The organism is Exiguobacterium sp. MMG028, assembly GCF_027947425.1.
GTDB classification, from domain to species: Bacteria; Bacillota; Bacilli; order Exiguobacteriales; family Exiguobacteriaceae; genus Exiguobacterium; species Exiguobacterium aestuarii_A.
Window position 1 is genome coordinate 1 of the sequence record NZ_JAQJIN010000003.1, and the last position, 26639, is coordinate 26639.

Here is a 26639-nt window from a genome sequence, read left to right on the forward strand (position 1 = left end):
AGCGACTCATTTATAATAGCATCTGACTTTATATTCGTCAACTATAAAAATAAAGTTTTTTAAAAAAGAATAAATAAAGACGATTCCTATCATTTTTGATGAGAGAAATCGCCAGTCTCTTCTTATTGAAACGATACAATTTTCACTTCAGCCAAACGTGATAAATCATATTCAGTCTCATCCGTATCTTCTATAACAATAGGTCGCTCAATACGATTCGTATAGGCGTGAATCTTTCCCCGCACTCCGCTACTCAATAAAACGGTTCGACCGATTTCATAAAATCCGAGCAACGTAGCGAGAAGCGACAAGGCCTCCTCGTCATAGGCTTTATTCTGCCACATATAGAAGTATGCTTCTTCTGGCGAAAGTGGTTTTCGAAACGTTCGAGGTGCGGTTAACTGACAGAATCGATCAGCGACAATAAATAGAGGAGACGCGGGATTCAACTCCCGCTCGGTTAGACGTTTTGGAAAACCGGATCCATCTAGACGTTCGTGATGCTCTGTGATCAATTGATAGACACGCCCTCGTAGCGTTTGGTTACTTGGAAGCATCGCTGCCGAGACGAGTGGGTGTTGGTATAGTAGCTCCCGTTCCATTTTTGTGAAATAACGCATATGAGACCATTTTCGAATTTTAGCGTAACTTGCATCAGCGAAATAAGAAGCAATTCCGTAATCAAATTGAAGTTGGTGCTCATCCCCTCGATATTTCGATAAGGCGCGTGCGACGAGTGCTCGATAAATCGCATGGTAGATGACATGGTTTTTTCGCAAAGGTTGATTCGTAAAAAAATGAACAACTGCTGAAAGCGGGAGTTCCTGACGAAATAGTTGATGAATGAATTCTAAACCTTCGTAAGGATTCGGGGCGATTCGCTCTTCCCACTGATTATAATGTTTCTCATATTGTAGAACCTGTTCGCAAAGAAGCTTTTCTTCTATAGAAGTGAAGATGAATTGTTCAACAGGTGCAACATCAATTGCTTCAATCTTTAAGAAACGGAGCAAACGTAGATGTTCATTTGTTAAATGAATTCCTGCCTCTAAGGAAGAAACGGGTGACAATAACGTCATACCAACATGTACAGCGGATAAGTTCAAACGCACGCGAATCCCTCCTATATATGAAAAAGGTCGAACGGAAACACCGTTCGACCTCTCGTCTTACTCATTCACATCAGACGATTCGTCGGCTTCAGGTGCTTCTACCTCAAACCCATTCTCCAAATCGACTGCTGATTCCTCTTCTAACTCATCTTTTTTCAATTTTGCGATAGTCGCTAGACGATCGCCATCTTCAATGTTCATCACTTTCACACCACGTGTGCTTCGACCCATCTGAGAGATAGTTTGCGAATCGATTCGAATCGCAACGCCGTGTTCAGTCATCAACATGATGTCATCATCTTCATCAACAACACGCATACCCACGACTGTTCCACGATCTGTCTTAATTCCAATGATTCCGGAACCGCCACGACCTTGTGTACGGAACTGCTCCATAGCCGTACGTTTCCCGAATCCTTTTTCAGTGATAATCAAGACGTCTTGCGTTGTGCGAACGATTTCCATTGAGACTACCAAATCATCGTCTTTCTTCAAACGAATTGCACGAACACCACGTGCCGTACGTCCCATCGATCGAACTTCTCCTTCGAGAGGGAAACGAATCGACATTCCTTGGCGAGTAACAATCAACATTTCATCATCGCTCTTCGCAAGGCGGACGGTGACGAGCTCATCTGTTTCATTCAAGCTGATGGCACGAAGACCGTTTTTGTTGATTCGAGCGTATGCCGAAAGTGGTGAACGCTTAATCAAACCTTCTTTTGTAATGAAGACAAGAGACAATTGCTCATCTGCCACTTCTTCTTCCGATTCATTTTGCGCATCTTCTGCTACCGTTTGGTTTGCCAGGTAACTGTTGAAATCGACAGGAATCATTGTTTCAACTTTTTCACCTTTATCAATTTGAAGCAAGTTAATGATCGGCATTCCTTTTGCGGTACGACTCATCTCAGGAATTTCATATCCTTTAAGACGGAAGACACGACCGAAGTTCGTAAAGAAGAGAATCGTATCGTGTGTCGATGCTGACAGCAAACGAAGTACGAAGTCTTCATCGTTCGTTCCCATACCTTGTTTCCCACGTCCACCCCGACGCTGTGCGCGGTATGAATCGGATGGAATTGACTTGATGTAACCTTCGCTCGTTAACGTGATCATCATGTCACGAACCGGGATTAAATCTTCATCTTCAAGTTCAACGATGTCTGTACGAATCACCGTACGACGTGCGTCACCATATCGCTCTTTGATTTCAAGCAACTCGTTACGAATGATGTCGAGAAGCAACTCCTCATCACCAAGAATCGCACGAAGTTCCTCAATCAACGCTTTCACTTCACGGTATTCACCTTCGATTTTCTCGCGCTCCAAACCAGTCAATCGTTGGAGACGCATATCTAAAATCGCTTGCGTTTGCTCAGTAGAAAGTCCAAAGCGAGCAATCAACTTCTCACGTGCCTCGTCACCAGTACGTGTACTACGAATGATAGCGATGACTTCATCCAAGTGATCAAGGGCAACACGAAGTCCCTCTAAGATGTGGGCACGTGCTTCCGCTTTATCCAAATCGAATTGCGTACGACGACGTACGACTTCTTTTTGGTGTTCGATGTAGTAATAGATGGCTTGTTTGATGTTCAACGTTTTCGGGCGACCACCTACGAGGGCAAGCATGTTCACTCCGAACGTCGTCTGCATCGGCGTTTGCTTATACAAGTTGTTCAAGATGACACTCGCATTCGCATCCCGACGAACTTCGATGACGACCCGCATCCCGTTACGGTCGGATTCATCACGCAAATCTGTGATTCCTTCGATTTTTTTATCACGTACCAAATCGGCAATTTTCTCAACGAGACGTGCCTTGTTGACTTGATATGGGATTTCATGAACGAGGATCCGTTCACGACCGTTTTTCAACGTTTCGATTTCGGCTTTCGCACGCATCGTAATCGATCCACGTCCCGTTTCATAGGCACGACGAATCCCACTACGTCCCAAAATCTCTCCCGCTGTCGGGAAGTCAGGGCCTGGGATGTGTTGCATCAATTCAGCAATCGTGATGTCCGGGTTATGAGTAAGAGCCAACACCCCATCGATGACTTCATTCAAGTTATGCGGAGGAACGTTCGTTGCCATCCCGACCGCAATCCCGCTCGTTCCGTTGACAAGGAAGTTCGGGAAACGCGCCGGAAGAACGACCGGCTCTTTCTCTTCACCATCGAAGTTTGGTTGGTAATCGATTGTGTTTTTACCAATATCTCGTACGAGTTCCATCGCAATCTTAGACATACGTGCCTCGGTATAACGCATCGCAGCGGCCGAGTCGCCATCGACTGAACCGAAGTTCCCGTGACCGTCGACTAGTTCGTAACGATAACTGAAATCTTGAGCCATACGAACCATCGTTTCGTAGACGGCAGAGTCACCGTGTGGGTGATACTTACCGATCACGTCCCCGACGACACGCGCCGATTTCTTATGTGGCTTGTCCGCACGAATTCCGAGCTCGTTCATCGCATACAAAATACGACGGTGAACCGGCTTCAAACCATCTCGCACGTCCGGAAGGGCACGTGATACGATGACGCTCATCGCATAGTCCATGAACGACGTTCGCATCTCTTGGCTAATATTTATATCCTTGATATTTTCTTGTTCTGCCATTCGTTATTGCCTACCCTTCTTATTAAATATCGAGGTTCTTCACGTAATGGGCGTGAGATTGAATAAAGTCACGGCGTGGTTCAACGTTGTCACCCATGAGCGTTTCAAAAATCTCATCTGCTTCAATCGCATCTTGAAGATCGACACGAAGCATCGAACGCGTTTCCGGGTTCATCGTCGTATTCCATAACTGTTCAGGATCCATCTCCCCAAGACCCTTGTAACGTTGAACGCTATAACGTGCATTTTCAGGAAGTTGTGCAAGTGTAGCTTGTAGCTCTCGCTCGTTTTGAACATAGATCGTTTCTTTACCGTGTTTCACACCATAGAGCGGTGGTTGCGCGATATAGACGTATCCACTTTCCACGAGTGGTCGCATGTAACGATAGAAGAACGTCAATAACAGCGTACGAATGTGCGCTCCATCGACATCGGCATCGGTCATGATGATCAGTTTATGGTAACGCGCTTTTGATAAATCAAACTCATCCGCAATTCCTGTTCCGAGAGCCGTGATAATGGTCCGGACTTCTTGGTTGGCTAAAATCTTATCAAGACGTGCTTTCTCGACGTTGATGATTTTCCCTCGAATCGGCAAGATCGCTTGGAAGTGACGATCACGACCAGATTTCGCCGAACCACCCGCTGAGTCACCCTCAACGATGTATAGTTCAGATTTCGAAGCGTCTTTCGACGAACAGTCAGCCAATTTCCCTGGCAATGAACTGACTTCGAGAATACCTTTACGACGTGTCATCTCACGTGCGCGTTTCGCAGCAAGACGTGCGCGTGCTGCCATCAATCCTTTGTCGACAATGAGACGACCGACTGATGGGTTCTCGAGCAAGAATTGTTCGAACGTGTCACTGAATAACGTATCTGTCGCCGTACGAGCATCGGCATTTCCAAGTTTCGTCTTCGTCTGTCCTTCAAACTGAGGAGACGGGTGTTTGACAGAAACAATCGCCGTCAATCCTTCACGCACATCATCCCCAGAGAGACTGCCGTCGGCTTCTTTCATCAATCCGAATCGCTTCGCATAATCATTGATTGAACGTGTGAGTGCTGTCTTGAAACCAGTCTCGTGCGTCCCACCTTCATGTGTCGGGATGTTGTTCGTGAATGAGTAGATATTACTTGCGAAACCTTCGTTGTACTGAAGGGCAATCTCTACCTCAATTCCATCTTTCGTTCCGTGCACATACACAGGCTCTTCATGAATCGATGCCTTCGAACGGTTCAAGTGCTCGACGTAAGACTTAATTCCGCCCTCGTAGTGATAATTGCGTTCAATCGTCTCATCGCTACGATCATCTTTTGCGACAATCCGTAACCCTTTGTTTAAGAAAGCGAGCTCGCGAAGACGTGTTGCTAGCAAATCAAAATCATACTCGAGCGTTTCTTGGAAGATATCGCCGTCCGGGAAGAAGCGGACAGTCGTTCCTGTCGTATCTGTCGTTCCAACGATTTCAAGTTCGCCTTGTGGCACGCCACGTTTGAACGATTGATAATACACGTTGCCGTCGCGACGGACGAACACTTCAAGTTTTGTCGATAGTGCGTTGACAACCGACGCCCCTACACCGTGCAAACCACCTGAAACTTTGTATCCGCCACCGCCGAATTTACCGCCGGCGTGCAATACCGTGAAAATAACTTCAACGGCAGGTCGACCTGTTTTCTTTTGAACGTCTACTGGAATCCCACGTCCGTTATCTTCGACAACGATGGAGTTTCCTGGCTCAACCGTCACTGTGATCGTGTCACAATAACCTGCAAGCGCCTCATCGATTGAGTTATCGACAATCTCCCATACTAAGTGGTGGAGACCGCGAGAGCTTGTGGAACCGATATACATCCCTGGACGTTTACGTACAGCCTCTAAGCCTTCAAGAACTTGAATCTGATCGGCGCCATACGCTTGCAATTCTTTTTCGTTTTCATTACTCATCGGTTATTTTCACCTACTATACATGATTTGGTGTTCCTTCTTACCACGATTACACGGATTCTGTTTCGACTTCGCCTTGTTTCACGTGAAACACTTTGGCTTGTTGAATGGTTTCATGTGCGATTCCATCAATGTTTGTTGTCGTCAAAATCGTTTGTACTTTTCGTCCCATCGTATCGAGTAGATGGGTTTGGCGATGATCGTCAAGTTCAGATAACACATCGTCTAATAACAACAGAGGATATTCGCCCACTTCTTCATGAATCAATTCAATTTCAGCTAGCTTCAATGACAAGGCCGCCGTTCGTTGCTGACCTTGTGAACCGAACGTTTGAACGTTTCGATCGTTTACGTACAATTCAAAATCGTCACGATGCGGACCAAATAAGGTCACACCTCTTCTTCGTTCGTTCTCTCTTATTTTATCAAACTTTTGACGATACGTTTCAAACATCTGTTCTTTTGAGAAACGTTCTTTTTGGAACGTGTCAGAAACGTATTGAATCGTCAGTGTCTCTAACTCACGTGTGATCCCAGAATGAATCGGATTGGCCCATTTTTCGAGTTGATCGATGAAATGATAGCGTCTCATCACAATCTTCACGGCGAGTTCAATCAATTGGTCCGTCAATACTTCGAGTAACGTCTCGTCCCCACCCTTTGTGGATAACTGCTTCAACAAGGCGTTTCTCTGTTTTAACGTCTTCAAATATTGATTGAGCTCATGTAAGTACACGGGACTGACCTGACCGATTTCCATATCTAAAAATCGCCGTCTCCCTTGTGGACTGCCTTTGACGATGGCTAAGTCTTCAGGGGCGAACAAGACGACGTTAAATGCGCCGACATAGTCACTGAGACGACGTTGTTCTAAATGATTGAGCTTTGCTTTTTTTCCTTTAGGAGAAAATGAGAGACTCTGCACCGATTCGCCGGTGCGTTTATGAATCCGTCCTTCGATACTTGCGGCATCAGCTTCCCAACCGATCAATTCTCGGTCTTGTGTCGTCCGATGCGATTTTGCGAGCGCAAGTACGTAAATCGATTCGAGAAGATTCGTTTTTCCTTGGGCATTCTCACCAATTAGAACATTCGTCTGTTCTGAGAAATCTAGCTCGAGGGTTTCGTAGTTGCGATAATTTTGCAATCGGATCGACTTTAAATGCACGTCAGTTTCCCTCGATTTGATATTCCCCGAAGCCTTCGACCTCGATTGTATCTCCATCTCTCAATTTACGACCACGGCGTTGGTCCTGCTCACCGTTCACTTTGATCATGACATCTTCTAAAAAGAACTTTGCTTGTCCCCCACTTGAGATGATGTCTGCTAATTTTAAAAATTGTCCGAGCGTTACATACTCGGTTGTAATCGACACTTTTTCCATGTCGTCACTTCCTTTCTCACATGCTGATCTGAAAAAATCGCCATACATATTAGTTTATCGAAAATCGTCGAATAAGGCAAAAAGAGGGATGACAAGGTCAGACACCTCATCATCCCTATCCGCTGCTTACGATGTGCGGACTGGTAAAATCAGTTGAAGAACGCTATCTTGCTCAACCGGTCGTAGAATGAACGGTCGCATCGAACCCGTGAACTGGATTTCGATTTCAGATGCATCGAGCGCACGAAGCGCATCCATTACAAACTTAGAGTTGAAGGAGATTTTCAATTCTTCCCCTTCAAGCGATAAGATGCTGACACGCTCAGACACTTTACCGACTTCAGGCGAATGTGAAGATACTTCGACTGCTGTCGTATCTTCCGCGACAAATTTAATCACGTTGTTCCGGTCAGCACGTGCTAAGAGTGACGCACGGTCGATGGCTTGTAAGAATTCTTTCGCATTCATACGTACTGCTGTACGATATTCTTCCGGAATGAGGCGTGACGTGTCTGGGTACGCCCCGTCTAACAAACGTGAGAAGAATGAGATATTTTTCATACGGAACAAGATCTGCTGGTCTGTCAGTACGATTTCAATCGGCAACTCTTCACGATCGAGCAATTTAGCGAGTTCGTTGAGCGAACGACCAGGGACGACGACATTTTGGAACGTCAAGTCGTTATCTGTCTCAAAACGAGCACGACGAAGCGCCAAGCGGTGGCTGTCTGTCGCTACACATGTGAGGAAGCCTTTCTCAGCAGAGAAGTTGACTCCTGTTAGAACGGGGCGTGTCTCTTGTGAGGAAACAGCGAAACTCGTCTGACGGATGATGGTTTTTAAAAGATCCGCTGGTAGATAGAAACGACGGTCGCTCGCAAGTTCTGGGAGACGAGGATATTCGTCCGGATCGAGACCGTTCAAATGGAATTCTGCCTGGCCAGACTCAATTCGTGTCATGAAGTTTGGTGACACTTCGAGTGTGACTTCGTTTGTCGGCAACTTCTTCACGATTTCTCCTAAAAAGCGCGCATTTAATACGACACTTCCAGCACGCTGAATTTGAATGAGTTCGATTCCACCTTCTTCGATTGGAATCAAACGTTCAATCGAAATTTCAGTGTCACTTCCTGTCAGTGTTAAACCGTCCGCATGAGCTTCAAGCTTTAAGCCCGTCAAAATTGGAATGGTCGTTCGTGAAGCCACAGCTTTTGATACATCTTGTACGGCTTGCATGAATACATCTCGTTGAATCGTTAAATGCATGTGGATAATTCCTCCTAAGGTGAAATGAGTCATTTACTAATGATAATAATAGTATTAATTAAGTCATAATAGTAATAAGGGCTGTGGATACTGGGGATAAGTCCCCTGAAGCATACGTATGAAGCCATTTCGCCTGTGAATAACTTGTGGATAACTAAGGTGGTTTATCCACAGGATATCCACAGAGAATCCGTCATCAGTTAGACAGTGCTTTTTTCAACGTTTGAATCGTCTCTTGCATTTCCACATCGTTTTTCAGAAGCGTGCTGATTTTCTCATGTGCATGAATCACAGTCGTGTGGTCACGCCCTCCAAACTCTTCCCCGATTTTCGGTAATGAACTCTCCGTCATCTCACGAGATAGGTACATCGCGATTTGACGTGGGAATGCCAACGTTTTTGTGCGTTTTTTCGAGTTCAACTCTTCTACTTGAATGTTGAAGTGTTGACCGACGATTTCTTGAATGTCACGAATGACAATCTTCTTCGCTTCCTGGACCGGCATGATGTTATGAAGCGCTTCTGCTGCTACGTCTGGGTCAATCGGTCGCCCAACTAGTTTTGCGTAAGCGACAACACGTGTCAACGCCCCTTCTAGCTCACGAATGTTCGTATCGATTTGATTCGCAATATAAAGCATGACCTCGTTTGAAATATCGAGACCTTCAGCAGTCGCCTTTTTACGGAGAATCGCAATTCGTGTCTCGAGGTCAGGTGGTGTGATGTCCGTAATGAGTCCCCATTCGAAACGCGAACGTAGGCGGTCTTCTAATGTCGGAATTTCTTTTGGTGGTCGGTCGCTTGAAATGACGATTTGTTTCTGATCATTGTGTAGCGCATTGAAAGTGTGGAAAAACTCTTCCTGCGTTTGTTCTTTTCCTGCTAAGAACTGAATATCATCAATCAGCAACACATCGATGTTCCGATAGCGATTACGGAACTCGCCTGTTTTGTTGTCTCGAATAGAGTTGATGAATTCATTTGTAAACTTTTCAGAAGAGACGTACGCAATCCGAGCTCCTGGTTTTTGTCCTTTTACGTAATGACCAATCGCATGCATCAAATGCGTCTTCCCAAGTCCGACTCCCCCGTAAATGAATAGCGGGTTATATGCACGTGCTGGTGCTTCAGCAACAGCGAGTGATGCGGCGTGGGCAAATCGGTTCCCCGATCCGATGACAAACGTCTCGAAGATGTATTTGTCATTCAGCTGACCGAGATCCCCTTCCTCTTTTGAAGGTAATGGTAAAGGCTGTTCCCTTGTTTCTGTCACGGCAATGGATTCTTGTGACGATCCATCCGCTGGAGCATACTTGTGTGCTTGAGATTCTTCAATAAAATGAATTTCGAGCTTATTGTTTGTGATCTCTTCGACCGTATCTTGTAAAAGTGACAAGTACTGTCGCTCTAACCACGTAACGATAAAACTGGCCGGCGCCGACACAACGAGTGTCGTTCCCATCAGTGATATCCCTTCGGTTGATTTCAACCACATGTCAAAACTAGCTTTTGGAGTTCGTTCCTCTTCTTCAATCACAGATAAAACGTTTCTCCAAATCTCGCGAGCATTCTTCAATGAAAGACCTCCTTTACTCACATGTTTGGTAAAACTTATTCACACGATATACACATACACTATTCTATAGTAGAAACTAGGGTTATCCCCAGAGAACAAAAACTGTGGATAAAGTTATCCACATGGTGTTCATTATGGGGATAACACTTATCCACAGCCTGTGTATATCTCGGAATCACGAATTGTTCATCCACAAGTTTGTGCACATTCAGTTTAGCAAAATAAAATAGACGTGGCAATGCTTTTCGGTATTTATCCACAGATAAAGAAAAGTATCCACACCCACTTATCCACATGCTGTGTGTTTTGTGGATAAACTGTGGATATGTTGTGGATAAAGGTGTTTGGATAGAAAGGTTATTGAAAAAGTTATGCACAAAAGAGGAGGAAGTGAATCGAGAGAAAGTTTTTGTAAAAGAAGAAAATACAAAAATAAAGAATTTGAATATGAAAAAAGAAGAGTTATTCACATATAAATGTGGATAACTTCGTGAATATGTGGATAAAATGGCTCAACATCGCTATTTATAAAGACCGTTTAAGAAATACGTTAAGGTTTCGTGTCAATCTGGTCCCATATAAGCCGTTCTAGACAAAGCTGAATGATCCCAAATGATCCTTCTCAATCACGTGATCGACCCGATTCGAAAACCGTTCGAAAATACATTGACAATTGTTGATTCGATTTATATAATCTTAAAGACTGCCTTAAATGAAACTATAACTTGCTAATAGAGCGTTAATCTTGAGGAGGTGCTGTAACCATGAAACCAACTTTCAACCCTAACAACCGTAAGCGTAAGAAAGTTCACGGATTCCGTGCACGCATGGCGACTAAAAACGGTCGCAACATTCTTGCTGCTCGTCGTCGTAAAGGCCGTAAAGCCTTGACTGTATAATTTCGAATGAAGATTGCCCGGGGATCCTTTCCTCGGGCAATTTTTTAGTTTGTCACAGAAACGTAGCATTTCATGGATTCTCCCTCGTTCAAATGTTGCGGATATGATATGATGTTAGTTGACGATTTTTGAAGCGAAGGATGGAGTGAGAATTTTGAAAAAAGAATACCGCCTGCAAAAGAATGAAGAGTTCCAAGCGGTGTTTCGCGAAGGACGCTCCGTGGCCAATCGTCAGTTTGTCGTCTACACGCTCAAAGCGGATCAAACGCATTTCAGAGTGGGTCTTTCTGTCAGCAAAAAGCTTGGAAATGCTGTAGAACGAAACCGCATGAAACGATTGATGCGTGAGTCGCTTCGCTTGCTTGAACCGAACGTTGCGCCGAATGATTATGTGATCATCGCCCGGAAGCCTGCGACCGCATTGACGCAGTCGGAAGTGACCGAGAGTTTGAAACACGTATTCAAACGAGCGAAGGTTTGGCAAAAACAAAGCCGGTGACCATGACAATCTGAATTTGTTCTCTCATATAATCAGAGTCTTATAAGATTGCCCGATCGACGTGTGCGTTAAAAAAGAATTGATAAAGAAAGCGTAGGAGGAACTATGAGCAAAAAGCTAAAATTAGGATTACTCGCTGCCATGACTGCGGTCATTATGCTGATGGCAGGCTGTGTGGATCCGTCTACCATCCAAGCCGAACCAATCACGGCTGACACAGAAGGTTTCTGGGCGAAGTACTTTGTATGGCCGCTCGCATGGCTCTTGAAGGAAGTTGCTTATTTAGTGGGTGGCCCATGGCAATATGGGATTTCAATCATCATCGCGACAATCATTGTTCGTTTGTTGATTCTCCCGCTCATGATCAAGCAGACGAAGAGTATGGGTGCGATGCAAGTCTTGCAACCGGAAATGTTGAAGCTTCGTGAGAAGTACAGCTCAAAAGACCAAGAAACACAACGTAAACTCCAAGAAGAGATGATGAAACTTTATCAAGAATACCAAATCAACCCGCTCGCAGGTTGTTTGCCAATCTTGATTCAAATGCCGATTCTCTTCGCGTTCTATGATGCGATTCGTCGTACTCCTGAGATTTTCGAAGCGGACTTCTTATGGTTCGACCTCGGTGCTCCGGACCCGACGTTCATCTTGCCGATTTTAGCGGCAATCTTGACGTTCGTTCAACAAAAAATCTCAATGGCGGGTCAAGAACAGAACCCACAATTGAAGATGATGCTTTACATCTTCCCGGTCATGATCTTCATCATGTCAATCAACCTTCCAGCCGCGCTCTCATTGTACTGGGTAGTCGGTTATATCATCTCAATCATCGTCACGATGGCAATCATGCTTCCGATGCGTGAGAAGATGAAGGTTGCAGCAGAAGCGAAAATCGCTGCGAAAGAAGCAGAGCGTGCAGCGCTTGCTGAAGAAGAGAAGAAAAACAAAAAGAAAAAACGTAAATAATCGTTAGGCTGGGTGTCTTCTGACACTCAGCTTTTTTTGTGGGATTGTATGTTGAGAAGACGGGAATAATGAAAGAAACGGGTAAATGGAGGTGTGGAAACATGGAGACATTTATTCATCGTGTAGAACGTTCGACGTTATGGCAAGCCATCCTTTACTTTGTGCTCGGTGTTCTTATTCTACTGTACCCTCGATTTTTCTTTGATGTCATGGTGTACGTGATTGCCGGATACTTGGCGATCATGGGCATATGGATGATTTTTCAGGGAGTTCGCAGACGACAAGGCGGATTACCGCCGGCTTTCTTTATGGGTCTCATCTATTTGATTTTGGCAGCGGTCGTCTTTTTCTTCGCCGAGACGCTGGCTAGTCTACTCCCGATTTTAATCGGGGCGCTGTTTTTATTTGGAGGAATCATTCGCCTCATTCAGGCGCTCGGTTACCGTCAATCGATGGCAGGACGATGGCTCTGGTTTTTGATTGGCAGTCTACTGTGGATTGGTGTCGGGATTCTCATGTTGACGAATCCGTTCAGTAGCCTACTTGTCCTATTCCAGCTTTTCGGTGGAATACTCATCGCCATTGCAATTCTAGAATTGTTCCTCTATTTCACAATTCGTTCGACGAAACGACAAGCACGTTACTAAAAAACAAACCGTCCTCTTTCAAGGGCGGTTTGTTTCTCGTTGAAGCAACTGTTCCATAAACGATCCGAACACATTGTAGCCGGATAAGGATTGGAAGAAAGGGTGTTCTTCTTGAAGTCGCTCGATATAGAGTCGGGCGGCTTTTTCATGATTCGCTGGGGTCAATTGATCATAAAATGGATGTAGGTCGATTTCTTGTCGCTGCGTCATATCCTTTAAACCGAGGGAAGCCCGATCCGGTGTATGGTGAGCGGCTAACACATATGCAAAATGGACCATTCCTTGACGAAGCATTTCGGCTGCCCAAATGTCGTTACCGCGATTTCTTGATTTCGTATATTGGAAAAAGAACCAAACGGTGTCGAATGCATGATCACTTGTCGTCTTTTCCTCAATCTGTAACGAGCTTTCATGCGCTATCAGGAGATGATGCGGGTCGTAGAGAATCTGCATTGAGTCCTGATGGTTCAACGTGTCTTTGGTGACGGTGAATAAGTCCATGTGAAGAAAATCGTCGAATACGACGATGAGTTGTGGGGCGACAATGAAGATGTCGTCTTTCAACAGAACAGGTCGATACGCACGAAGGTGATCGAGTCGTCTTGATAGAAACGATTCTTCTTGATCGGGGTGCACCATGACATAGAGGTCGATGTCTGAATGCTCATCGGCTTCTCCCCTGCCGAAAGAGCCTTTCAAAAAAATTGCTTGAACTGCCTCATCCTGTTTTAATCGTTCCGTAATGAGTTGAATCGCTTCCTGTTGCTTCATGTTCATCCCTCTCGTCTCTGTCAATATATTCCTTTATTGTACGAAAATAATGATAGGAACTGCAATGACTTCATCGGCGGGTGAACTCTTTCGTTCAAGTCGAATATCGTGTATAGTAGGTTCGTTATGCATATGATAGAAGAAGATGGTTTAGGTTTGGAGGGAGAAAGATGCTAGAGTTTGACACGATTACAGCGATTTCGACGCCGATGGGTGAAGGTGCCATTGGAATCGTCCGACTATCAGGCGATTTGGCGGTCGAAACGGTGAACAATGTGTTTTCTGGAAAAGACTTAACAACGGTCGATTCACATACCATTCATTATGGAACATTAAAACGTCCTGATACGGGCGAAGTCGTAGATGAAGTCATGGTCAGTATCATGCGAGCACCAAAGACGTTTACACGAGAAGACGTCGTCGAAATCAATTGTCACGGAGGCGTCGTGGCGGTCAATCGTGTGCTAGAACTCATTCTCGACCAACCCGACATCCGCTTAGCAGAACCGGGCGAGTTCACGAAACGCGCCTTTTTAAATGGCCGCATCGATTTATCACAGGCCGAAGCGGTCATGGACTTGATTCGTGCGAAAACGGATCGGGCGATGAACGTGGCCATGTCTCAAATGGAAGGACGTTTGTCACGACTCGTTCGCGAATTGCGTCAACAACTGCTTGAGACGATTGCGGCAGTCGAGGTCAATATTGACTATCCGGAGTATGACGCCGAAGAGATGACACAAGCGATCGTCGAAGAGAAGGCGGGCGAAGTCAAACGAATCTTGGAGCAATTGCTCGAGACGGCGCGACAAGGGAAAATCTTGCGCGAAGGTTTGGCGACGGCGATCATCGGGCGACCGAACGTCGGAAAATCCTCACTCATGAATACGCTCGTGCAGGAGACGAAAGCGATTGTCACTGAGATTGCGGGGACGACACGTGACACGATTGAAGAATATGTCAACGTGAAAGGTGTTCCGCTCAAGTTGGTGGACACCGCCGGTATTCGCGAGACAGAGGATATCGTTGAACGCATCGGCGTGGAAAAATCGAGGAAGGCGTTAGAAGCGGCGGACTTGGTCCTTCTCGTCTTAAACGGACATGAGGGGCTGACTGTCGAAGATGAGGCGTTGTTTGAGGCCGTCAAAGGGATGAATGCCATCATCATCATCAACAAGACAGACTTGCCACAAAACATGGATTCTTCTAAGCTAGAGAAACTAGCGGCAGGCCGTCCAATCGTGGCGACGTCGCTCTTACTAGATGAGGGGATTGATGCACTTGAAGCGGCGATTGCGAACCTCTTCTTTGCAAAAGGCGTCGAGTCGCAAGATATGACATATATCTCAAACGCTCGACACATTCAATTAATCAAACGAACGATTGGTCAAATTGATGAGGCGCTCGGTAGTGCCGTCATGAATATGCCAATCGATATGGTCCAAATCGATTTACGTCGGGCGTGGGATACGCTCGGTGAAATCAATGGAGATACCGTTCAAGAGAGCTTGATTGATCAGCTCTTTTCACAGTTTTGTCTTGGGAAATAATAAGGAGGAACAAATATGGCTTATACGGCAGGCGAATATGACGTAATCGTCATCGGGGCCGGACACGCAGGGATTGAAGCGGCACTCGCATCGGCTCGGATGGGTGCCAAAACAGCGATGCTGACGATGAACCCTGATATGGTCGGGTTCATGTATTGTAACCCGTCAATCGGTGGACCGGCGAAAGGGATCGTCGTACGTGAAATCGATGCACTCGGCGGAGAGATGGGGCGTGCGATTGATGCGACGTACATCCAAATGAAGATGCTCAACACGTCGAAAGGTCCAGCGGTACGTGCGCTACGTGCACAGGCGGACAAATTCCAATATCAAAATCACATGAAGAAAGTGCTAGAAGACGAGCCGAATCTATTGCTTCGTCAGGCACTTGTTGAACGATTGCTCATCGAAGACGGGGAAGTTCGTGGCGTGGTAACGAACACGGGTTCAGAATATCGCGCGAAAGCAGTCATCGTCACGACGGGAACGTTCATGCGTGGTCAAATCATCATCGGTGAATTGGCATACGAAAGTGGTCCAAACAACCAAATGCCATCAGTCGAGCTTTCAAAACATTTAGAAGAACTCGGCCTCGATTTAGTACGATTCAAAACAGGGACACCGCCACGAATCGATGGGAAAACGATCGATTACTCGAAGACTGAGATTCAGCCTGGAGACGAGAATCCATCATTCTTCTCGTACACGTCGACTGACTTGAATCCAATTGAACAAATCCCGTGCTGGCTCACGTATACGAGTGAACGTACGCATCAATTGATTGATGAGAACTTACACCGTTCACCAATGTATTCGGGTGCAATCAAAGGAACAGGACCACGTTACTGTCCATCGATTGAAGACAAGGTCGTCCGTTTCAATGACAAGCCGCGTCACCAGATCTTCTTAGAACCAGAAGGTCGCGACACGGAAGAAGTATACGTTCAAGGTTTCTCGACGAGTATGCCAGAAGACGTTCAACATCAGATGCTTCGGACGATCCCGGGTCTTGAAAAGTCAGAGATGATGCGCCCTGGTTATGCGATTGAGTACGATGCGGTCGTACCGACGCAACTTTGGCCAACTCTTGAAACAAAGGCAGTTCCAGGACTCTTTACAGCGGGGCAAATCAACGGGACGAGCGGCTACGAAGAAGCGGCTGGACAAGGAATCATGGCGGGAATCAACGCTGCATGCAAAGTGCTCGGCAAAGACCCTGTCATCCTTGATCGTTCTCAAGCATATATCGGTGTCTTAATCGATGACTTGGTGACGAAAGGAACGAACGAACCATATCGTCTCCTCACATCGCGTGCTGAGTATCGCCTCTTGTTGCGTCATGACAATGCAGATTTACGTCTCAGCGACATCGGGCATGAGATCGGCTTACTTTCAGAAGAACGCCATGCACATCTCAATGAGAAGCGTGAAGCGATTGAAAAAGAAGTGAAGCGACTCGCATCACTTGTCGTCAAACCGACGCCTGAAGTGAACGCGATGCTTGAATCGGTCGGTGCACAACCGCTGAAAGAAGCGACACATGCGAACATTTTGTTGAAGCGTCCAGAAGTGACGTATGAGGCGCTCATGACGGCCGTGCCATCTGCGGACGAGTTATCGTTCGAAGTGAAAGAACAAGTCGAGATTCAAGTGAAGTATGAAGGTTATATCTCAAAACAACTCGAACAAGTCGAGAAGATGCGTCGCATGGAAGCAAAACGAATCCCAGAAAACTTGGATTACGATGCAATCGGCGGTCTTGCGACAGAAGCGAAACAAAAATTAAAACAAGTTCGTCCACTTTCGATCGGACAAGCATCACGAATCTCAGGTGTAAACCCTGCAGACGTGTCAATCTTGCTCGTCTATATCGAACAAGGACAATATGCAACGGTGGAGTGAAACGATGAACGAATCTCAATTTATTGAAGCGTTACGGGCGAAAGGGTTTGAACTGAACGAGACACAACTCGCTCAGTTCAAGCGCTATTTCGAGATGCTCGTTGAATGGAACGAAAAAATGAACTTGACGGCCATCACGGACAAAGAGGAAGTGTATTTGAAGCACTTTTACGATTCGCTCAGCGCAGCGTTCCATTTCGATTTCACGAAAGTCGAAACGGTATGTGATGTCGGAGCGGGTGCCGGATTCCCGAGTCTCCCTCTCAAGATTTTATTCCCGCACTTACATGTCACGATCATCGATTCATTGAACAAACGCATCACGTTCTTGAATGAGTTGGCGCTCGCCCTTGGACTTGAAGGTGTCGCGTTCCATCATGGACGTGCCGAAGAGTTCGGGAAAAACAAAAAATTCCGCGAACAGTTTGATGTCGTTACAGCACGTGCGGTAGCTCGCATGACAGTGTTGGCTGAGTACTGCCTACCGCTCGCAAAAGTAGGCGGAAACTTTGTCGCGCTGAAAGCGGCGAAAGTATCTGATGAGATGAAAGACGCCCAAAATGCGTTGGCTGTCCTTGGTGGGAAAGAAAAAGCGACACACCAGTTCCTATTGCCAGGAGAGATGAGTGAGCGTAATATCGTAGTTGTAGATAAACTACGAAAAACGCCCGGGAAATATCCGCGTAAGGCGGGGACACCGGCGAAAGAGCCACTTATCTGATGATGTCGTTTCACGTGAAACAAAAGCAGATTCCAGTGGTGGAGTCTGCTTATTTTTTTACATAAAAGGGGTGCCCGACGTTGAAGAATAGATTTGCGAAATTGTTCGGTGTGAATCGAAAAGACGAAGTTGCCGTGACGCAGATTGCAGAAGTTCGAGCGGATGACACGGTACAGGAGCTCTCGTTGTCACGATTGCGTCCGAACCGATATCAACCGCGTAAAGTATTCGAACCGGCTAAAATTGAAGAGTTGGCAACGACGATTTCGGAACACGGACTGCTTCAACCGATCGTGGTTCGTAAGGCAGACGGGGACTGCTATGAAATCATCGCCGGAGAGCGTCGTTTCCGTGCCGTGAAATCGCTCGGCTGGTCAGCGATTCCAGCAATCGTTCGCGATATGGATGATGATACGACGGCTGCGCTCGCCTTGATCGAAAACTTGCAACGAGAACAGTTGAGTCCGATCGAAGAGGCGGAAGCATACGACCGTTTACTCGCCTTGAATGGCTTGACGCAGGATGCGTTAGCGAAGAGTTTAGGGAAGAGCCAGTCTACGATTGCGAATAAGTTACGACTGTTGAAGTTGCCTGAAGACGTGAAACAGTCACTTCGCGATCGTCGCATCAACGAACGACACGCCCGTGCGCTGTTACCGTTAAAAGAAGAGGGATTACAGCTCCAAGTGCTCGTGGAAGTATTGGAACAGGATTACAATGTTAAAGAGACGGAAGAACGAGTCGCCTTTTTGACAACGCCGATTGAAGAAGAAAAGCGTAAACCGAAAAAACAACGTCGCCGGACGAAAAGTTTTGCGCGCGATACGCGAATCGCCATCAATACGATTCGTGACTCAATCGATTTGATTGGGAAAACAGGGATTGATGTCCAAACTGAAGAAGTAGACGAAGAGGAATTTGTTGAAATTCGAATTCGCATCCCGAAAGCGCGGCCTCAAAAATGAGTCCGTGCTTTTTCATACGATGAAGGAGGTTTGTAGATGGAACGATTAGCATTAAAATTCATTCGCCCAAACCCGAACCAACCCCGGAAACAATTTGAGGTGGAAAAACTAGAAGAGTTGCGCCAGTCGATTGAACGGTATGGCGTTCTGCAGCCGATTGTCGTACGAAAAGCGACCGGTTACTATGAAATCATCGCTGGGGAAAGACGATTCCAAGCGGCAAAACTTGCCGGGAAAGAAGACATTCCCGCTCTAGTCGTCACGGCGGACTCGGATCGCGTCATGGAGTTGGCCTTGATTGAAAACATTCAGCGTGCCGACTTGAACGCCATCGAAGAAGCCGTCGCCTATGAACAATTGATGCAGACACTCGGCCTGACACAACAACAGTTGGCAGACCGGGTCGGGAAAAGCAGAAGTCATGTGACGAACAGTTTGCGTCTGCTTCGTTTGCCGAGCGCGGTTCAGCACGCGGTCATGGTCGGTGATTTGACGATGGGTCATGCACGGGCGATTACAGGCATGAAATCAGAACAAGCGATGGAACAGATTGCAAAAAGAGTGATTGCCGAACATTGGACGGTAAGGCGGCTCGAGCGTTACTTACAAAAAGAGCGCACAGCAAAAAAGACGCTGAAGCAATCGAACGCAGATATCGAAGCGGTCGAAGCAGTACTTGCAGAGCGTCTTCAAATGGATGTGTCGATTCGTCCTCGTCGAAAGGGAGGCGTGTTAGAACTAAAATACTTCTCTCAAGACGATTTAGAACAACTCCTTACGTTGTTGTCGCCTCAAGACTTTGACTCGTCTCGCGACTGACGAAGTTTAGTGATCGCAGCCTCTTCGTGATGAAGGCGTCCGATGCGTGAATCGAAATCGACGAACCCTTCCGTGATGAAGCGTGCGAGTTCATAGACGAGATGGAGTCGTGTATTTTGAAGAATCATCATCTCCATAAAGCCACTGACGTTCACGACGGCTTTGATATTATAAGCGCCGACGGCAGGGAGTTCTTTTTGGACACCTGCACCTGGGGCGAGTGGTCCTTCTGAAAAGAAGACGTAGCCGACGCTCGACAAACGTCCGAGACAAGCATCGATGGCAATGATGAGCGGTTGATGGAAGCGGGTTTGAATCTCATGTAACGTCTCCACTAAATTGAGTGCGTGTACGGGTTTCGTTAACGTACCGTATACGTGTAGGTTGCGGATGCGACGTTCTTCTAAAAACGTTCCGACGAGTGGACCAAGAGAATCACCGGTTGAACGATCCGAACCGATGCAAACAAGGACGATGGGGCGATGGGTTTCATTGACCAACTGTTCATGAAGCTGGTCCGCAAGTAATCTGGATCCACTCCGCTCAGTGTGTTCAATGAAGAAAGAGTATGGTTTATGAGGTTTTAGGCGAAACGGCATGAATCTCATCCTCTCTTCTGAGCTGCCTATTCCTAGTTGCAGTTAGGGGATTGATCTTGTATTAACCCATTCCCAAAAGTGGAAAACTTCTAAACTTCCGAATGCGGCGTTTGAGAAAAGTCGCGAAATATGTTTTGATGATTTAGAATCTACGACTTTTGAGGTGAAAAGATGGCTTCGCAAAATACAGAAAAAGATTTAAATACGGTTGCCGATGAGACAATCGATAGTGTAAACCGATTCGTGGAGTACTTTAAGGATACAGACATGTGGATTGGCTTGGGGATCAAGCTTGCAGGCGTCGCACTCATCATTCTTGGCTTATATATCGCAACAAGAATTTTGACGACGATGGTCGAACGTGTGTTTACGCTTCGGAAGATAAAAGAACATGATATTGTCGCTCAGCGTCAAAACGAGACACTTTTGAAACTCGCACAAAATACGATCCGTTATGTGATCGGTTTGATTATGGTCCTGACGGTGCTCGGACAGTTCGGTGTCAATATCGCCGGTTTAATCGCATCAGCCGGGGTAGCGGGTCTTGCCATCTCGTTCGGTGCGCAAAGTTTAGTGAAGGACGTCATTACAGGCGCATTCATCATCTTTGAAAATCAATATAAAAACGGGGATTACGTCAACTTGAACCAACAAGTCGACGGAACGGTCATTGAGGTCGGCATCCGCACGACGAAGTTAAAGGGATTGAATGGACAAGTCACGATTATTCCGAACGGACAAATCCTACAAGTGACGAACTACTCGCTTGAAAACAGTGTCGCTGTTGTCGATATTGGGGTTGCATATGAGGAAGATATGTCGAAAGTAGAAAAGGCGCTCAAAGAGATCGCAAAGTTGGTCGAAGAACGCTATCACGACTTGTTCATCGAACCAATCAACTTAGCTGGAGTCCAATCGCTTGGACCTTCGGAGGTCGTCTATCGATTAATGGCGGAAGTCCCGCCGACCCAGCACTTTGCTGCCGGGCGAATTTTGCATAAAGAGTTAAAAGCTGGACTCGACGAGCGTGGTATTGAAATTCCATATCCACGTACGGTCATGATGCCACCGAACTCGACTCCTAAAGGAGGAGAAACAGAACATGCAAAGTAAAACTTATGCGTTGAACGATATTGTGGAAATGAAAAAACCACATGCCTGCAAGACGAACCGCTGGCAAATCACGCGTGTAGGGATGGACATTCGCATCAAATGTCAAGGCTGCGGAGCAAGTGTACTCATGCAACGCCGAGACTTTGATAAGCGATTCAAGAAAGTGCTTGAGCAAGGGAACGCCGCAGAATAAGCGGCGTTTTTCTTTAGGTTATGAACGTGAGTTGCGGTTTAATCGTGGACTATCTATAATTGTGAAGGATGTGACGGTGTGGTGTACTGAAGGTACCCACTCCACAGACGGCTTAACATTTCCCGGGAAACACCGGATGAGGAGGAACTACTAGTGGGATTAACAGCAGGAATTGTCGGATTACCAAACGTCGGGAAATCGACTTTGTTTAATGCGATTACACAAGCAGGAGTCGAAGCGGCTAACTATCCGTTCGCGACAATCGACCCGAACGTCGGAGTCGTTGAAGTACCAGATGCGCGTCTTGATCGATTGACGGAACTCGTCAAACCGAAAAAGACAGTGCCGACAGCGTTTGAATTTACAGATATCGCTGGAATCGTCAAAGGTGCATCAAAAGGTGAAGGACTCGGAAACAAGTTCTTGGCGAACATTCGCGAAGTCGATGCAATTTGCCAAGTCGTTCGTTGCTTTGAAGATGAGAACATCACGCACGTCGCGGGACGCGTCTCACCGATTGATGACATCACGACAATCAACCTTGAATTGATCTTAGCTGACCTTGAACAAGTCGATAAACGAATCGCTCGCGTTCAAAAAATGGTAAAAGCAAAAGATAAAGGAGCGGTACAGGAGCTTGAAGCACTTGAGATCGTACGTGACGTTCTTGAGTCGGAGCGCCCGGCACGTGTCGCCGAATTAACGGACGACCAACTCGCCATCGTGAAACACTTCCAGTTGTTGACGATGAAGCCGATGCTTTATGTGGCGAACGTGAGTGAGGATGAAGTGGCGGACGCGGACTCAAACGAGTACGTTCAAGCGGTCCGTGACCATGCGGCAACAGAAGGGGCGAAAGTCATCGTCATCTGTGCACGTATCGAAGAAGAAATTTCAGAACTCGAACCGGAAGAGCGTCTCGAATTCTTACAAGATCTCGGTATCGAAGAGTCAGGACTCGATCAATTGATCCGTGCTGCGTATTCGACACTCGGTCTTGCGACATACTTCACTGCAGGAGAAAAAGAAGTTCGCGCTTGGACGTTCAAACAAGGGATGAAAGCACCACAATGTGCCGGTGTCATTCACTCTGACTTTGAACGTGGATTCATTCGTGCTGAAGTTGTCGCGTATGAAGATCTTTCGGCAGCTGGCAACATGACGACAGTGAAAGAACAAGGGAAACTTCGTTCGGAAGGTAAAGAATATGTCTTCCAAGACGGCGATGTTGTCACATTCCGCTTCAACGTATAAGTTGATTTGCTGAAACGTGTTGTAAAAGTCAAGGAAGTTTGATAGTATATTATGACGTGAGTAAAACAATTGTTTGCTCCTTGCTCCTACAAACCGGTAGGAGCCGTTAGTCCAAGAGGAGGTGAAAGATAATGCGTAAATACGAACTTCTTTACATTATCCGTCCATCAGTTGATGAGGAAGCGAAGAAAGCTTTAATCGAGCGCTTCAACAACGTCATCACTGAAAACGGTGGTACTGTTGAAAAAACAACAGACATGGGTAAACGTCGTTTCGCTTATGAAATCAACAAGATGCGCGAAGGACACTACGTTCTTCTTAACATCGTTGCTGAACCTAAAGCGATCCAAGAAACAGAGCGTCTCATGAAGATCTCTGACGACGTTGTCCGTCAAATGACAACAAAAGACGAGCGTTAATCCTTAACGTCTCGTATCGTGAAAGGGGAGCTTGGAGATGATTAACCGAGTTGTGTTAGTTGGTCGATTGACTCGCGATCCGGAAATGCGTTACACGCAGAGCGGAATCGCCGTAACACGCCTTACTCTCGCTTGCGATCGTCCATTCGCTGGACAAGATGGGAAGCGCGAGACGGACTTTATTGATTGTGTCGTTTGGCGCAAACAAGCAGAGAACGTAGCACAATACTTGAAAAAGGGCAGCATGGCCGGCGTTGACGGTCGCCTTCAAATCAGTAGTTACGAAGGACAAGATGGCCAACGTCGTTACCGGGCAGAAGTAGTCGCCGACAGCGTACGCTTCCTTGAACCACGCGGAGCCTCAGGGCAACGTGAGCAAGCACCATCTGGAGATGTCTTCGGTGGTGGTGAATCAAGTGGATCAGGATGGGGCGCAGGAGCTGCTTCGACTTCATCTCAGTCCTCGAATTCGAATAAAGGTTTTGACGCAGATCCGTTCTCGGGTGGCGGCAAAATCGACTTGTCAGATGATGATTTGCCATTCTAATCATTGTTGACAATAAAAACTAACTTATAAAGGAGGTCTTCACATGGCACGTCGTCCAGGAGGTCGTCGTCGTCGTAAAGTATGTTTCTTTACGTCGAACAACATCACTCATATCGATTATAAAGACGTAGAATTGCTCAAACGCTTCGTTTCGGAGCGTGGTAAAATTCTTCCACGTCGTGTGACTGGTACTTCAGCGAAATACCAACGTCCACTTACTGTCGCTATCAAGCGCTCACGTCAAATGGCTTTGCTTCCATACGTTGCAGAGTAATGTTTGACGAACGGCTTATCCTTTTGGATAAGTCGTTTTTTTGTATTTTACCTCGTTTGTAAGTGTGTAAGTGAAACCGACGAATATGGTATGATAGAGCAGAAACCTTTACGATTCCATGGGTGAACATTACTCATTTTAGGAGGCATACATGCACAGTGGTGAAGCAATAACATCCGTGAAGAACCAATACGCGCGGCACATGATTCCATATGTGATTGGATTTCTTGTCTCGTTAGGGTTGGCGTTCTACAGCATTGTGGCGGCAATCACCCTGTTTACGGGCACGCTGATCTTTTTCATCTATCAGCAAGTGACGATGCGACGGGAGCGTAAAAATTGGGAACAGTATGTCCTTTCACTCTCTCATCAAATCGAAGAGGTCGGAAAAGAAGCGTTGACGACGATGCCGATCGGAATTTTAGTCTTCGATCAAGACAGACGTGTCAATTGGTACAATGAACAATCGCGATTGATCTTTGAACTCGATATGGCGATTGGTGTACCGCTTGATGCGCTCCATTCCGCATTCGATGAATTGATTGAAGAGGAAGAGGATGAAGCCACGATTGAAGTGGGTGACCGCGTCTACCGTGTCTATTACAACCAAATACATCAAACGATCTATTTGTTTGATATGACCGAAGAAGCAGAGATGGAACAAAAATATGTTCAAACGCAAACTGTTATTGGCATCTTGTATCTAGACAACTATGATGAGATGTCGACTGCGGTGGATGAGCAAGTGCGAAGTGAAGTGAACCGTCGTGTGACGGTGCTTCTCAACCAATGGGCACAGCGACATCACGTCTATATGCGCCGTACGGCAGCAGACCGCTTTTTCCTCGTGATGAATGAGCGGACGTTATCCGAACTGGAGAACAATCGCTTCTCGATTTTGGATGAAGTGCGTGATGCAACGAAGGAACAAAAAATTCCGTTGACGTTATCGATTGGCGTTGGATGTGGAGAAACGACGTTGACGGAGCTCGGTAACTTATCGCAGTCGAGTCTAGACCTTGGTCTTGGTCGCGGTGGAGACCAGGCTGTCGTCAAGCGTCATAACGGAAAGGTTCGTTTCTTTGGAGGGAAGACAAACCCGACGGAGAAACGGACGCGCGTCCGGGCACGTGTCATTTCGAACTCGATGCGTGATTTGATTCGCGAATCGAGCCGTGTCCTCGTCATGGGACATAAAAATCCAGATATGGACTCGCTCGGTGCTTCCATCGGGATTATGAAGTTGGCTGAGTTTGTCGGACGTGAGGCGTACGTGGTTGTGCCGTCAGGTGAGACGAGCATCGGCATTCAGCGACTCGTTCAAGAAGTGGAGAACGATGACTCGTTATACAGCCAATTCTTAACCGAATATGAAGCACAACCGCTCATCGATGAACAGACGCTTCTCGTCGTCGTCGACACGCATCGTCCTTCACTTGTCATTTCAAAAGACATCCTGTATCGAGCGGAGCGTGTTGTCGTGATTGACCATCACCGACGTGGTGAAGAATTTATCGAGGATCCGGTTCTTGTGTACATGGAACCTTATGCATCGTCGACGTGTGAGCTCGTCACGGAGTTGATTGAGTATCAGGCAGGAAGTCGCAAGCTCTCGATTTTAGAGGCGACGTCACTTCTTGCAGGGATTATGGTCGACACGAAAGGTTTTACGCTCCGTACAGGTTCGCGTACGTTTGATGCGGCGTCCTACTTACGTATTCAAGGGGCTGACACGGTACTCGTGCAACACTTTATGCGTCAAGACCTCGATGCCTATATCGAACAGTCACAGATTTTAAAAAACACCGAGATTTACGCAGATGGCATGGCGATTGCGGTCGCTTCTGACGATGAGGCCCATCATCAGGTATTGATTGCCCAGTCTGCAGACCAGTTGCTGAACATGGAAGGTGTCAAAGCCTCGTTCGTCATCGCGATTTTACCGGATGGACGAACCGGGATCAGTGCGAGGTCACTCGGTGACGTCAACGTTCAAGTCATCATGGAAATGCTCGATGGCGGCGGACATTTGACGAATGCAGCGACACAACTCGAAATGAGTCGTGAACAAGCAAACGTCTTGTTAAAAGAAGCAATTGATCATTATTTGACAGATGATACTGAAGGAGAGGAATTAGAATGAAAGTCATTTTGAAAGTAGATGTTAAAGGGCAAGGAAAAGCTGGAGAAGTGAAGAACGTGGCAGACGCTTACGCAAAAAACGTCTTGTTCAAGAAAAACTTGGCGGTTGAAGCGACACCTGGAAACTTAAAAGCGTTCGCGGCGAAAGAACGTCGTGCTGAAGAGGCTGCAGAAGAAGAGTTGAAAGAAGCGCAGCAACTTAAGGCAAAACTTGAAAAAGAGACGATTGCCGTCACGACAAAAGCCGGTGAAGGTGGTCGCGTGTTCGGATCGGTCACAAGCAAACAAATCGCGGATGCCCTCAAATCAATGGGCTACAAGATTGATAAGCGTAAAATTGAACTCGAGCACCCAATCAAGGCGCTCGGTTTCACGAAAGTGCCAGTGAAGTTGCACCATGACGTCGTTGCGACGTTGAACGTACATGTACAAGAAGCTTGA

Annotated in this window: 26 protein-coding genes; 17 read left to right on the forward strand and 9 right to left on the reverse strand. The window is 46.5% G+C overall.

Annotated elements, in window-relative coordinates:
* Positions 1 to 122: 122 nt before the first annotated feature.
* The 7 genes from PJK55_RS10635 to dnaA form a co-directional block, all read right to left on the reverse strand.
* Positions 123 to 1112: an HD-GYP domain-containing protein gene (locus PJK55_RS10635; protein ID WP_271305791.1), complete on the reverse strand. Its 990-nt coding sequence runs from the start codon at positions 1110 to 1112 to the stop codon at positions 123 to 125.
* A 57-nt stretch (positions 1113 to 1169) separates the two neighbouring features.
* A complete protein-coding gene (gyrA, locus tag PJK55_RS10640) occupies positions 1170 to 3740 on the reverse strand; it encodes a DNA gyrase subunit A (protein ID WP_214696483.1) in 2571 nt (856 codons plus the stop codon).
* A gap of 22 nt (positions 3741 to 3762) precedes the next feature.
* Positions 3763 to 5691 carry a DNA topoisomerase (ATP-hydrolyzing) subunit B gene (gene gyrB, locus PJK55_RS10645; RefSeq protein ID WP_214789921.1) on the reverse strand — a complete coding sequence of 643 codons (1929 nt, stop codon included), beginning with the start codon at positions 5689 to 5691 and terminating at the stop codon, positions 3763 to 3765.
* A 49-nt stretch (positions 5692 to 5740) separates the two neighbouring features.
* Complete coding sequence (gene recF / locus PJK55_RS10650) at positions 5741 to 6859, reverse strand: DNA replication/repair protein RecF (protein ID WP_074034078.1); 1119 nt, start codon at positions 6857 to 6859, stop codon at positions 5741 to 5743.
* 1 nt (position 6860) lies between these two features.
* Positions 6861 to 7076 (reverse strand): S4 domain-containing protein YaaA, encoded by a 216-nt coding sequence (gene yaaA, locus PJK55_RS10655; protein WP_015880213.1) that lies wholly within the window; start codon positions 7074 to 7076, stop codon positions 6861 to 6863.
* Between the two features lie 126 nt (positions 7077 to 7202).
* On the reverse strand, positions 7203 to 8342 hold the full coding sequence (dnaN, locus tag PJK55_RS10660; protein ID WP_026824743.1) for a DNA polymerase III subunit beta: 1140 nt from the start codon (positions 8340 to 8342) through the stop codon (positions 7203 to 7205).
* A gap of 196 nt (positions 8343 to 8538) precedes the next feature.
* Positions 8539 to 9918 carry a chromosomal replication initiator protein DnaA gene (gene dnaA / locus PJK55_RS10665; protein ID WP_214749500.1) on the reverse strand — a complete coding sequence of 460 codons (1380 nt, stop codon included), beginning with the start codon at positions 9916 to 9918 and terminating at the stop codon, positions 8539 to 8541.
* Positions 9919 to 10682: 764 nt separating this feature from the next.
* Here dnaA and rpmH point away from each other — a divergent pair.
* The 4 genes from rpmH (at position 10683) to PJK55_RS10685 (ending at position 12929) form a co-directional block, all read left to right on the forward strand.
* Positions 10683 to 10817, forward strand: a complete 135-nt coding sequence (gene rpmH, locus PJK55_RS10670; RefSeq protein WP_015880216.1) for a 50S ribosomal protein L34 — start codon at positions 10683 to 10685, stop codon at positions 10815 to 10817.
* 154 nt (positions 10818 to 10971) lie between these two features.
* The gene (gene rnpA / locus PJK55_RS10675) at positions 10972 to 11316 is read left to right on the forward strand and encodes a ribonuclease P protein component (RefSeq protein WP_147537828.1); all 345 of its coding nucleotides are present in this window, start codon (positions 10972 to 10974) and stop codon (positions 11314 to 11316) included.
* A 105-nt stretch (positions 11317 to 11421) separates the two neighbouring features.
* Positions 11422 to 12282 (forward strand): membrane protein insertase YidC, encoded by an 861-nt coding sequence (gene yidC / locus PJK55_RS10680; protein WP_214696490.1) that lies wholly within the window; start codon positions 11422 to 11424, stop codon positions 12280 to 12282.
* Between the two features lie 101 nt (positions 12283 to 12383).
* Entirely contained in the window at positions 12384 to 12929 is a 546-nt protein-coding gene (locus tag PJK55_RS10685) for an HdeD family acid-resistance protein (protein ID WP_214749509.1), read from the forward strand.
* An 18-nt stretch (positions 12930 to 12947) separates the two neighbouring features.
* On the opposite strand, the gene PJK55_RS10690 is transcribed toward PJK55_RS10685, so the two are convergent.
* On the reverse strand, positions 12948 to 13700 hold the full coding sequence (locus PJK55_RS10690) for a nucleotidyltransferase domain-containing protein (protein ID WP_271305792.1): 753 nt from the start codon (positions 13698 to 13700) through the stop codon (positions 12948 to 12950).
* A gap of 170 nt (positions 13701 to 13870) precedes the next feature.
* On the opposite strand from PJK55_RS10690, the gene mnmE reads away from it, so the two are divergent.
* The 5 genes from mnmE (at position 13871) to PJK55_RS10715 (ending at position 19657) form a co-directional block, all read left to right on the forward strand.
* On the forward strand, positions 13871 to 15250 hold the full coding sequence (gene mnmE, locus PJK55_RS10695) for a tRNA uridine-5-carboxymethylaminomethyl(34) synthesis GTPase MnmE (protein ID WP_214749515.1): 1380 nt from the start codon (positions 13871 to 13873) through the stop codon (positions 15248 to 15250).
* A gap of 15 nt (positions 15251 to 15265) precedes the next feature.
* Positions 15266 to 17152 carry a tRNA uridine-5-carboxymethylaminomethyl(34) synthesis enzyme MnmG gene (gene mnmG / locus PJK55_RS10700; protein WP_214785436.1) on the forward strand — a complete coding sequence of 629 codons (1887 nt, stop codon included), beginning with the start codon at positions 15266 to 15268 and terminating at the stop codon, positions 17150 to 17152.
* 4 nt (positions 17153 to 17156) lie between these two features.
* Positions 17157 to 17873 carry a 16S rRNA (guanine(527)-N(7))-methyltransferase RsmG gene (gene rsmG, locus PJK55_RS10705; RefSeq protein WP_214696505.1) on the forward strand — a complete coding sequence of 239 codons (717 nt, stop codon included), beginning with the start codon at positions 17157 to 17159 and terminating at the stop codon, positions 17871 to 17873.
* A gap of 80 nt (positions 17874 to 17953) precedes the next feature.
* Positions 17954 to 18838 carry a nucleoid occlusion protein gene (noc, locus tag PJK55_RS10710; RefSeq protein WP_074034050.1) on the forward strand — a complete coding sequence of 295 codons (885 nt, stop codon included), beginning with the start codon at positions 17954 to 17956 and terminating at the stop codon, positions 18836 to 18838.
* 36 nt (positions 18839 to 18874) lie between these two features.
* Positions 18875 to 19657, forward strand: coding sequence for a ParB/RepB/Spo0J family partition protein (locus PJK55_RS10715; RefSeq protein WP_074034048.1), 783 nt, complete (start codon positions 18875 to 18877; stop codon positions 19655 to 19657).
* Here PJK55_RS10715 and yyaC read toward each other — a convergent pair.
* Positions 19630 to 20256 (reverse strand): spore protease YyaC, encoded by a 627-nt coding sequence (gene yyaC / locus PJK55_RS10720; RefSeq protein WP_271305793.1) that lies wholly within the window; start codon positions 20254 to 20256, stop codon positions 19630 to 19632. The two genes, PJK55_RS10715 and yyaC, sit on opposite strands and share 28 nt — an antisense overlap.
* Before the next feature lie 171 nt (positions 20257 to 20427).
* Here yyaC and PJK55_RS10725 point away from each other — a divergent pair, with 171 nt between their 5' ends.
* The 8 genes from PJK55_RS10725 (at position 20428) to rplI (ending at position 26639) form a co-directional block, all read left to right on the forward strand.
* Positions 20428 to 21369: a mechanosensitive ion channel family protein gene (locus tag PJK55_RS10725; protein WP_271305794.1), complete on the forward strand. Its 942-nt coding sequence runs from the start codon at positions 20428 to 20430 to the stop codon at positions 21367 to 21369.
* Positions 21359 to 21562, forward strand: coding sequence for a DUF951 domain-containing protein (locus PJK55_RS10730; RefSeq protein ID WP_047795718.1), 204 nt, complete (start codon positions 21359 to 21361; stop codon positions 21560 to 21562). Before PJK55_RS10725 ends, PJK55_RS10730 begins: the two co-directional genes overlap by 11 nt.
* A gap of 153 nt (positions 21563 to 21715) precedes the next feature.
* The gene (ychF, locus tag PJK55_RS10735) at positions 21716 to 22816 is read left to right on the forward strand and encodes a redox-regulated ATPase YchF (RefSeq protein ID WP_214696529.1); all 1101 of its coding nucleotides are present in this window, start codon (positions 21716 to 21718) and stop codon (positions 22814 to 22816) included.
* Between the two features lie 131 nt (positions 22817 to 22947).
* On the forward strand, positions 22948 to 23235 hold the full coding sequence (rpsF, locus tag PJK55_RS10740) for a 30S ribosomal protein S6 (RefSeq protein ID WP_074034039.1): 288 nt from the start codon (positions 22948 to 22950) through the stop codon (positions 23233 to 23235).
* Positions 23236 to 23272: 37 nt separating this feature from the next.
* The gene (gene ssb, locus PJK55_RS10745) at positions 23273 to 23782 is read left to right on the forward strand and encodes a single-stranded DNA-binding protein (protein ID WP_015880231.1); all 510 of its coding nucleotides are present in this window, start codon (positions 23273 to 23275) and stop codon (positions 23780 to 23782) included.
* A gap of 43 nt (positions 23783 to 23825) precedes the next feature.
* A complete protein-coding gene (gene rpsR, locus PJK55_RS10750) occupies positions 23826 to 24056 on the forward strand; it encodes a 30S ribosomal protein S18 (protein WP_015880232.1) in 231 nt (76 codons plus the stop codon).
* A 151-nt stretch (positions 24057 to 24207) separates the two neighbouring features.
* The gene (locus PJK55_RS10755; protein WP_271305795.1) at positions 24208 to 26199 is read left to right on the forward strand and encodes a DHH family phosphoesterase; all 1992 of its coding nucleotides are present in this window, start codon (positions 24208 to 24210) and stop codon (positions 26197 to 26199) included.
* A complete protein-coding gene (rplI, locus tag PJK55_RS10760; RefSeq protein WP_214696532.1) occupies positions 26196 to 26639 on the forward strand; it encodes a 50S ribosomal protein L9 in 444 nt (147 codons plus the stop codon). Before PJK55_RS10755 ends, rplI begins: the two co-directional genes overlap by 4 nt.

Bases quoted from the DNA above. Each gene is read 5' to 3' on its own strand.
- gyrA (WP_214696483.1), bottom strand. From the start codon at position 3,740: ATGGCAGAACAAGAAAATATCAAGGATATAAATATTAGCCAAGAGATG.
- gyrB (WP_214789921.1), bottom strand. From the start codon at position 5,691: ATGAGTAATGAAAACGAAAAAGAATTGCAAGCGTATGGCGCCGATCAG.
- yaaA (WP_015880213.1), bottom strand. From the start codon at position 7,076: ATGGAAAAAGTGTCGATTACAACCGAGTATGTAACGCTCGGACAATTT.
- dnaN (WP_026824743.1), bottom strand. From the start codon at position 8,342: ATGCATTTAACGATTCAACGAGATGTATTCATGCAAGCCGTACAAGAT.
- rpmH (WP_015880216.1), top strand. From the start codon at position 10,683: ATGAAACCAACTTTCAACCCTAACAACCGTAAGCGTAAGAAAGTTCAC.
- yidC (WP_214696490.1), top strand. From the start codon at position 11,422: ATGAGCAAAAAGCTAAAATTAGGATTACTCGCTGCCATGACTGCGGTC.
- PJK55_RS10685 (WP_214749509.1), top strand. From the start codon at position 12,384: ATGGAGACATTTATTCATCGTGTAGAACGTTCGACGTTATGGCAAGCC.
- PJK55_RS10690 (WP_271305792.1), bottom strand. From the start codon at position 13,700: ATGAAGCAACAGGAAGCGATTCAACTCATTACGGAACGATTAAAACAG.
- mnmE (WP_214749515.1), top strand. From the start codon at position 13,871: ATGCTAGAGTTTGACACGATTACAGCGATTTCGACGCCGATGGGTGAA.
- mnmG (WP_214785436.1), top strand. From the start codon at position 15,266: ATGGCTTATACGGCAGGCGAATATGACGTAATCGTCATCGGGGCCGGA.
- rsmG (WP_214696505.1), top strand. From the start codon at position 17,157: ATGAACGAATCTCAATTTATTGAAGCGTTACGGGCGAAAGGGTTTGAA.
- PJK55_RS10715 (WP_074034048.1), top strand. From the start codon at position 18,875: ATGGAACGATTAGCATTAAAATTCATTCGCCCAAACCCGAACCAACCC.
- yyaC (WP_271305793.1), bottom strand. From the start codon at position 20,256: ATGCCGTTTCGCCTAAAACCTCATAAACCATACTCTTTCTTCATTGAA.
- PJK55_RS10725 (WP_271305794.1), top strand. From the start codon at position 20,428: ATGGCTTCGCAAAATACAGAAAAAGATTTAAATACGGTTGCCGATGAG.
- PJK55_RS10730 (WP_047795718.1), top strand. From the start codon at position 21,359: ATGCAAAGTAAAACTTATGCGTTGAACGATATTGTGGAAATGAAAAAA.
- rpsF (WP_074034039.1), top strand. From the start codon at position 22,948: ATGCGTAAATACGAACTTCTTTACATTATCCGTCCATCAGTTGATGAG.
- ssb (WP_015880231.1), top strand. From the start codon at position 23,273: ATGATTAACCGAGTTGTGTTAGTTGGTCGATTGACTCGCGATCCGGAA.
- rpsR (WP_015880232.1), top strand. From the start codon at position 23,826: ATGGCACGTCGTCCAGGAGGTCGTCGTCGTCGTAAAGTATGTTTCTTT.
- PJK55_RS10755 (WP_271305795.1), top strand. From the start codon at position 24,208: ATGCACAGTGGTGAAGCAATAACATCCGTGAAGAACCAATACGCGCGG.
- rplI (WP_214696532.1), top strand. From the start codon at position 26,196: ATGAAAGTCATTTTGAAAGTAGATGTTAAAGGGCAAGGAAAAGCTGGA.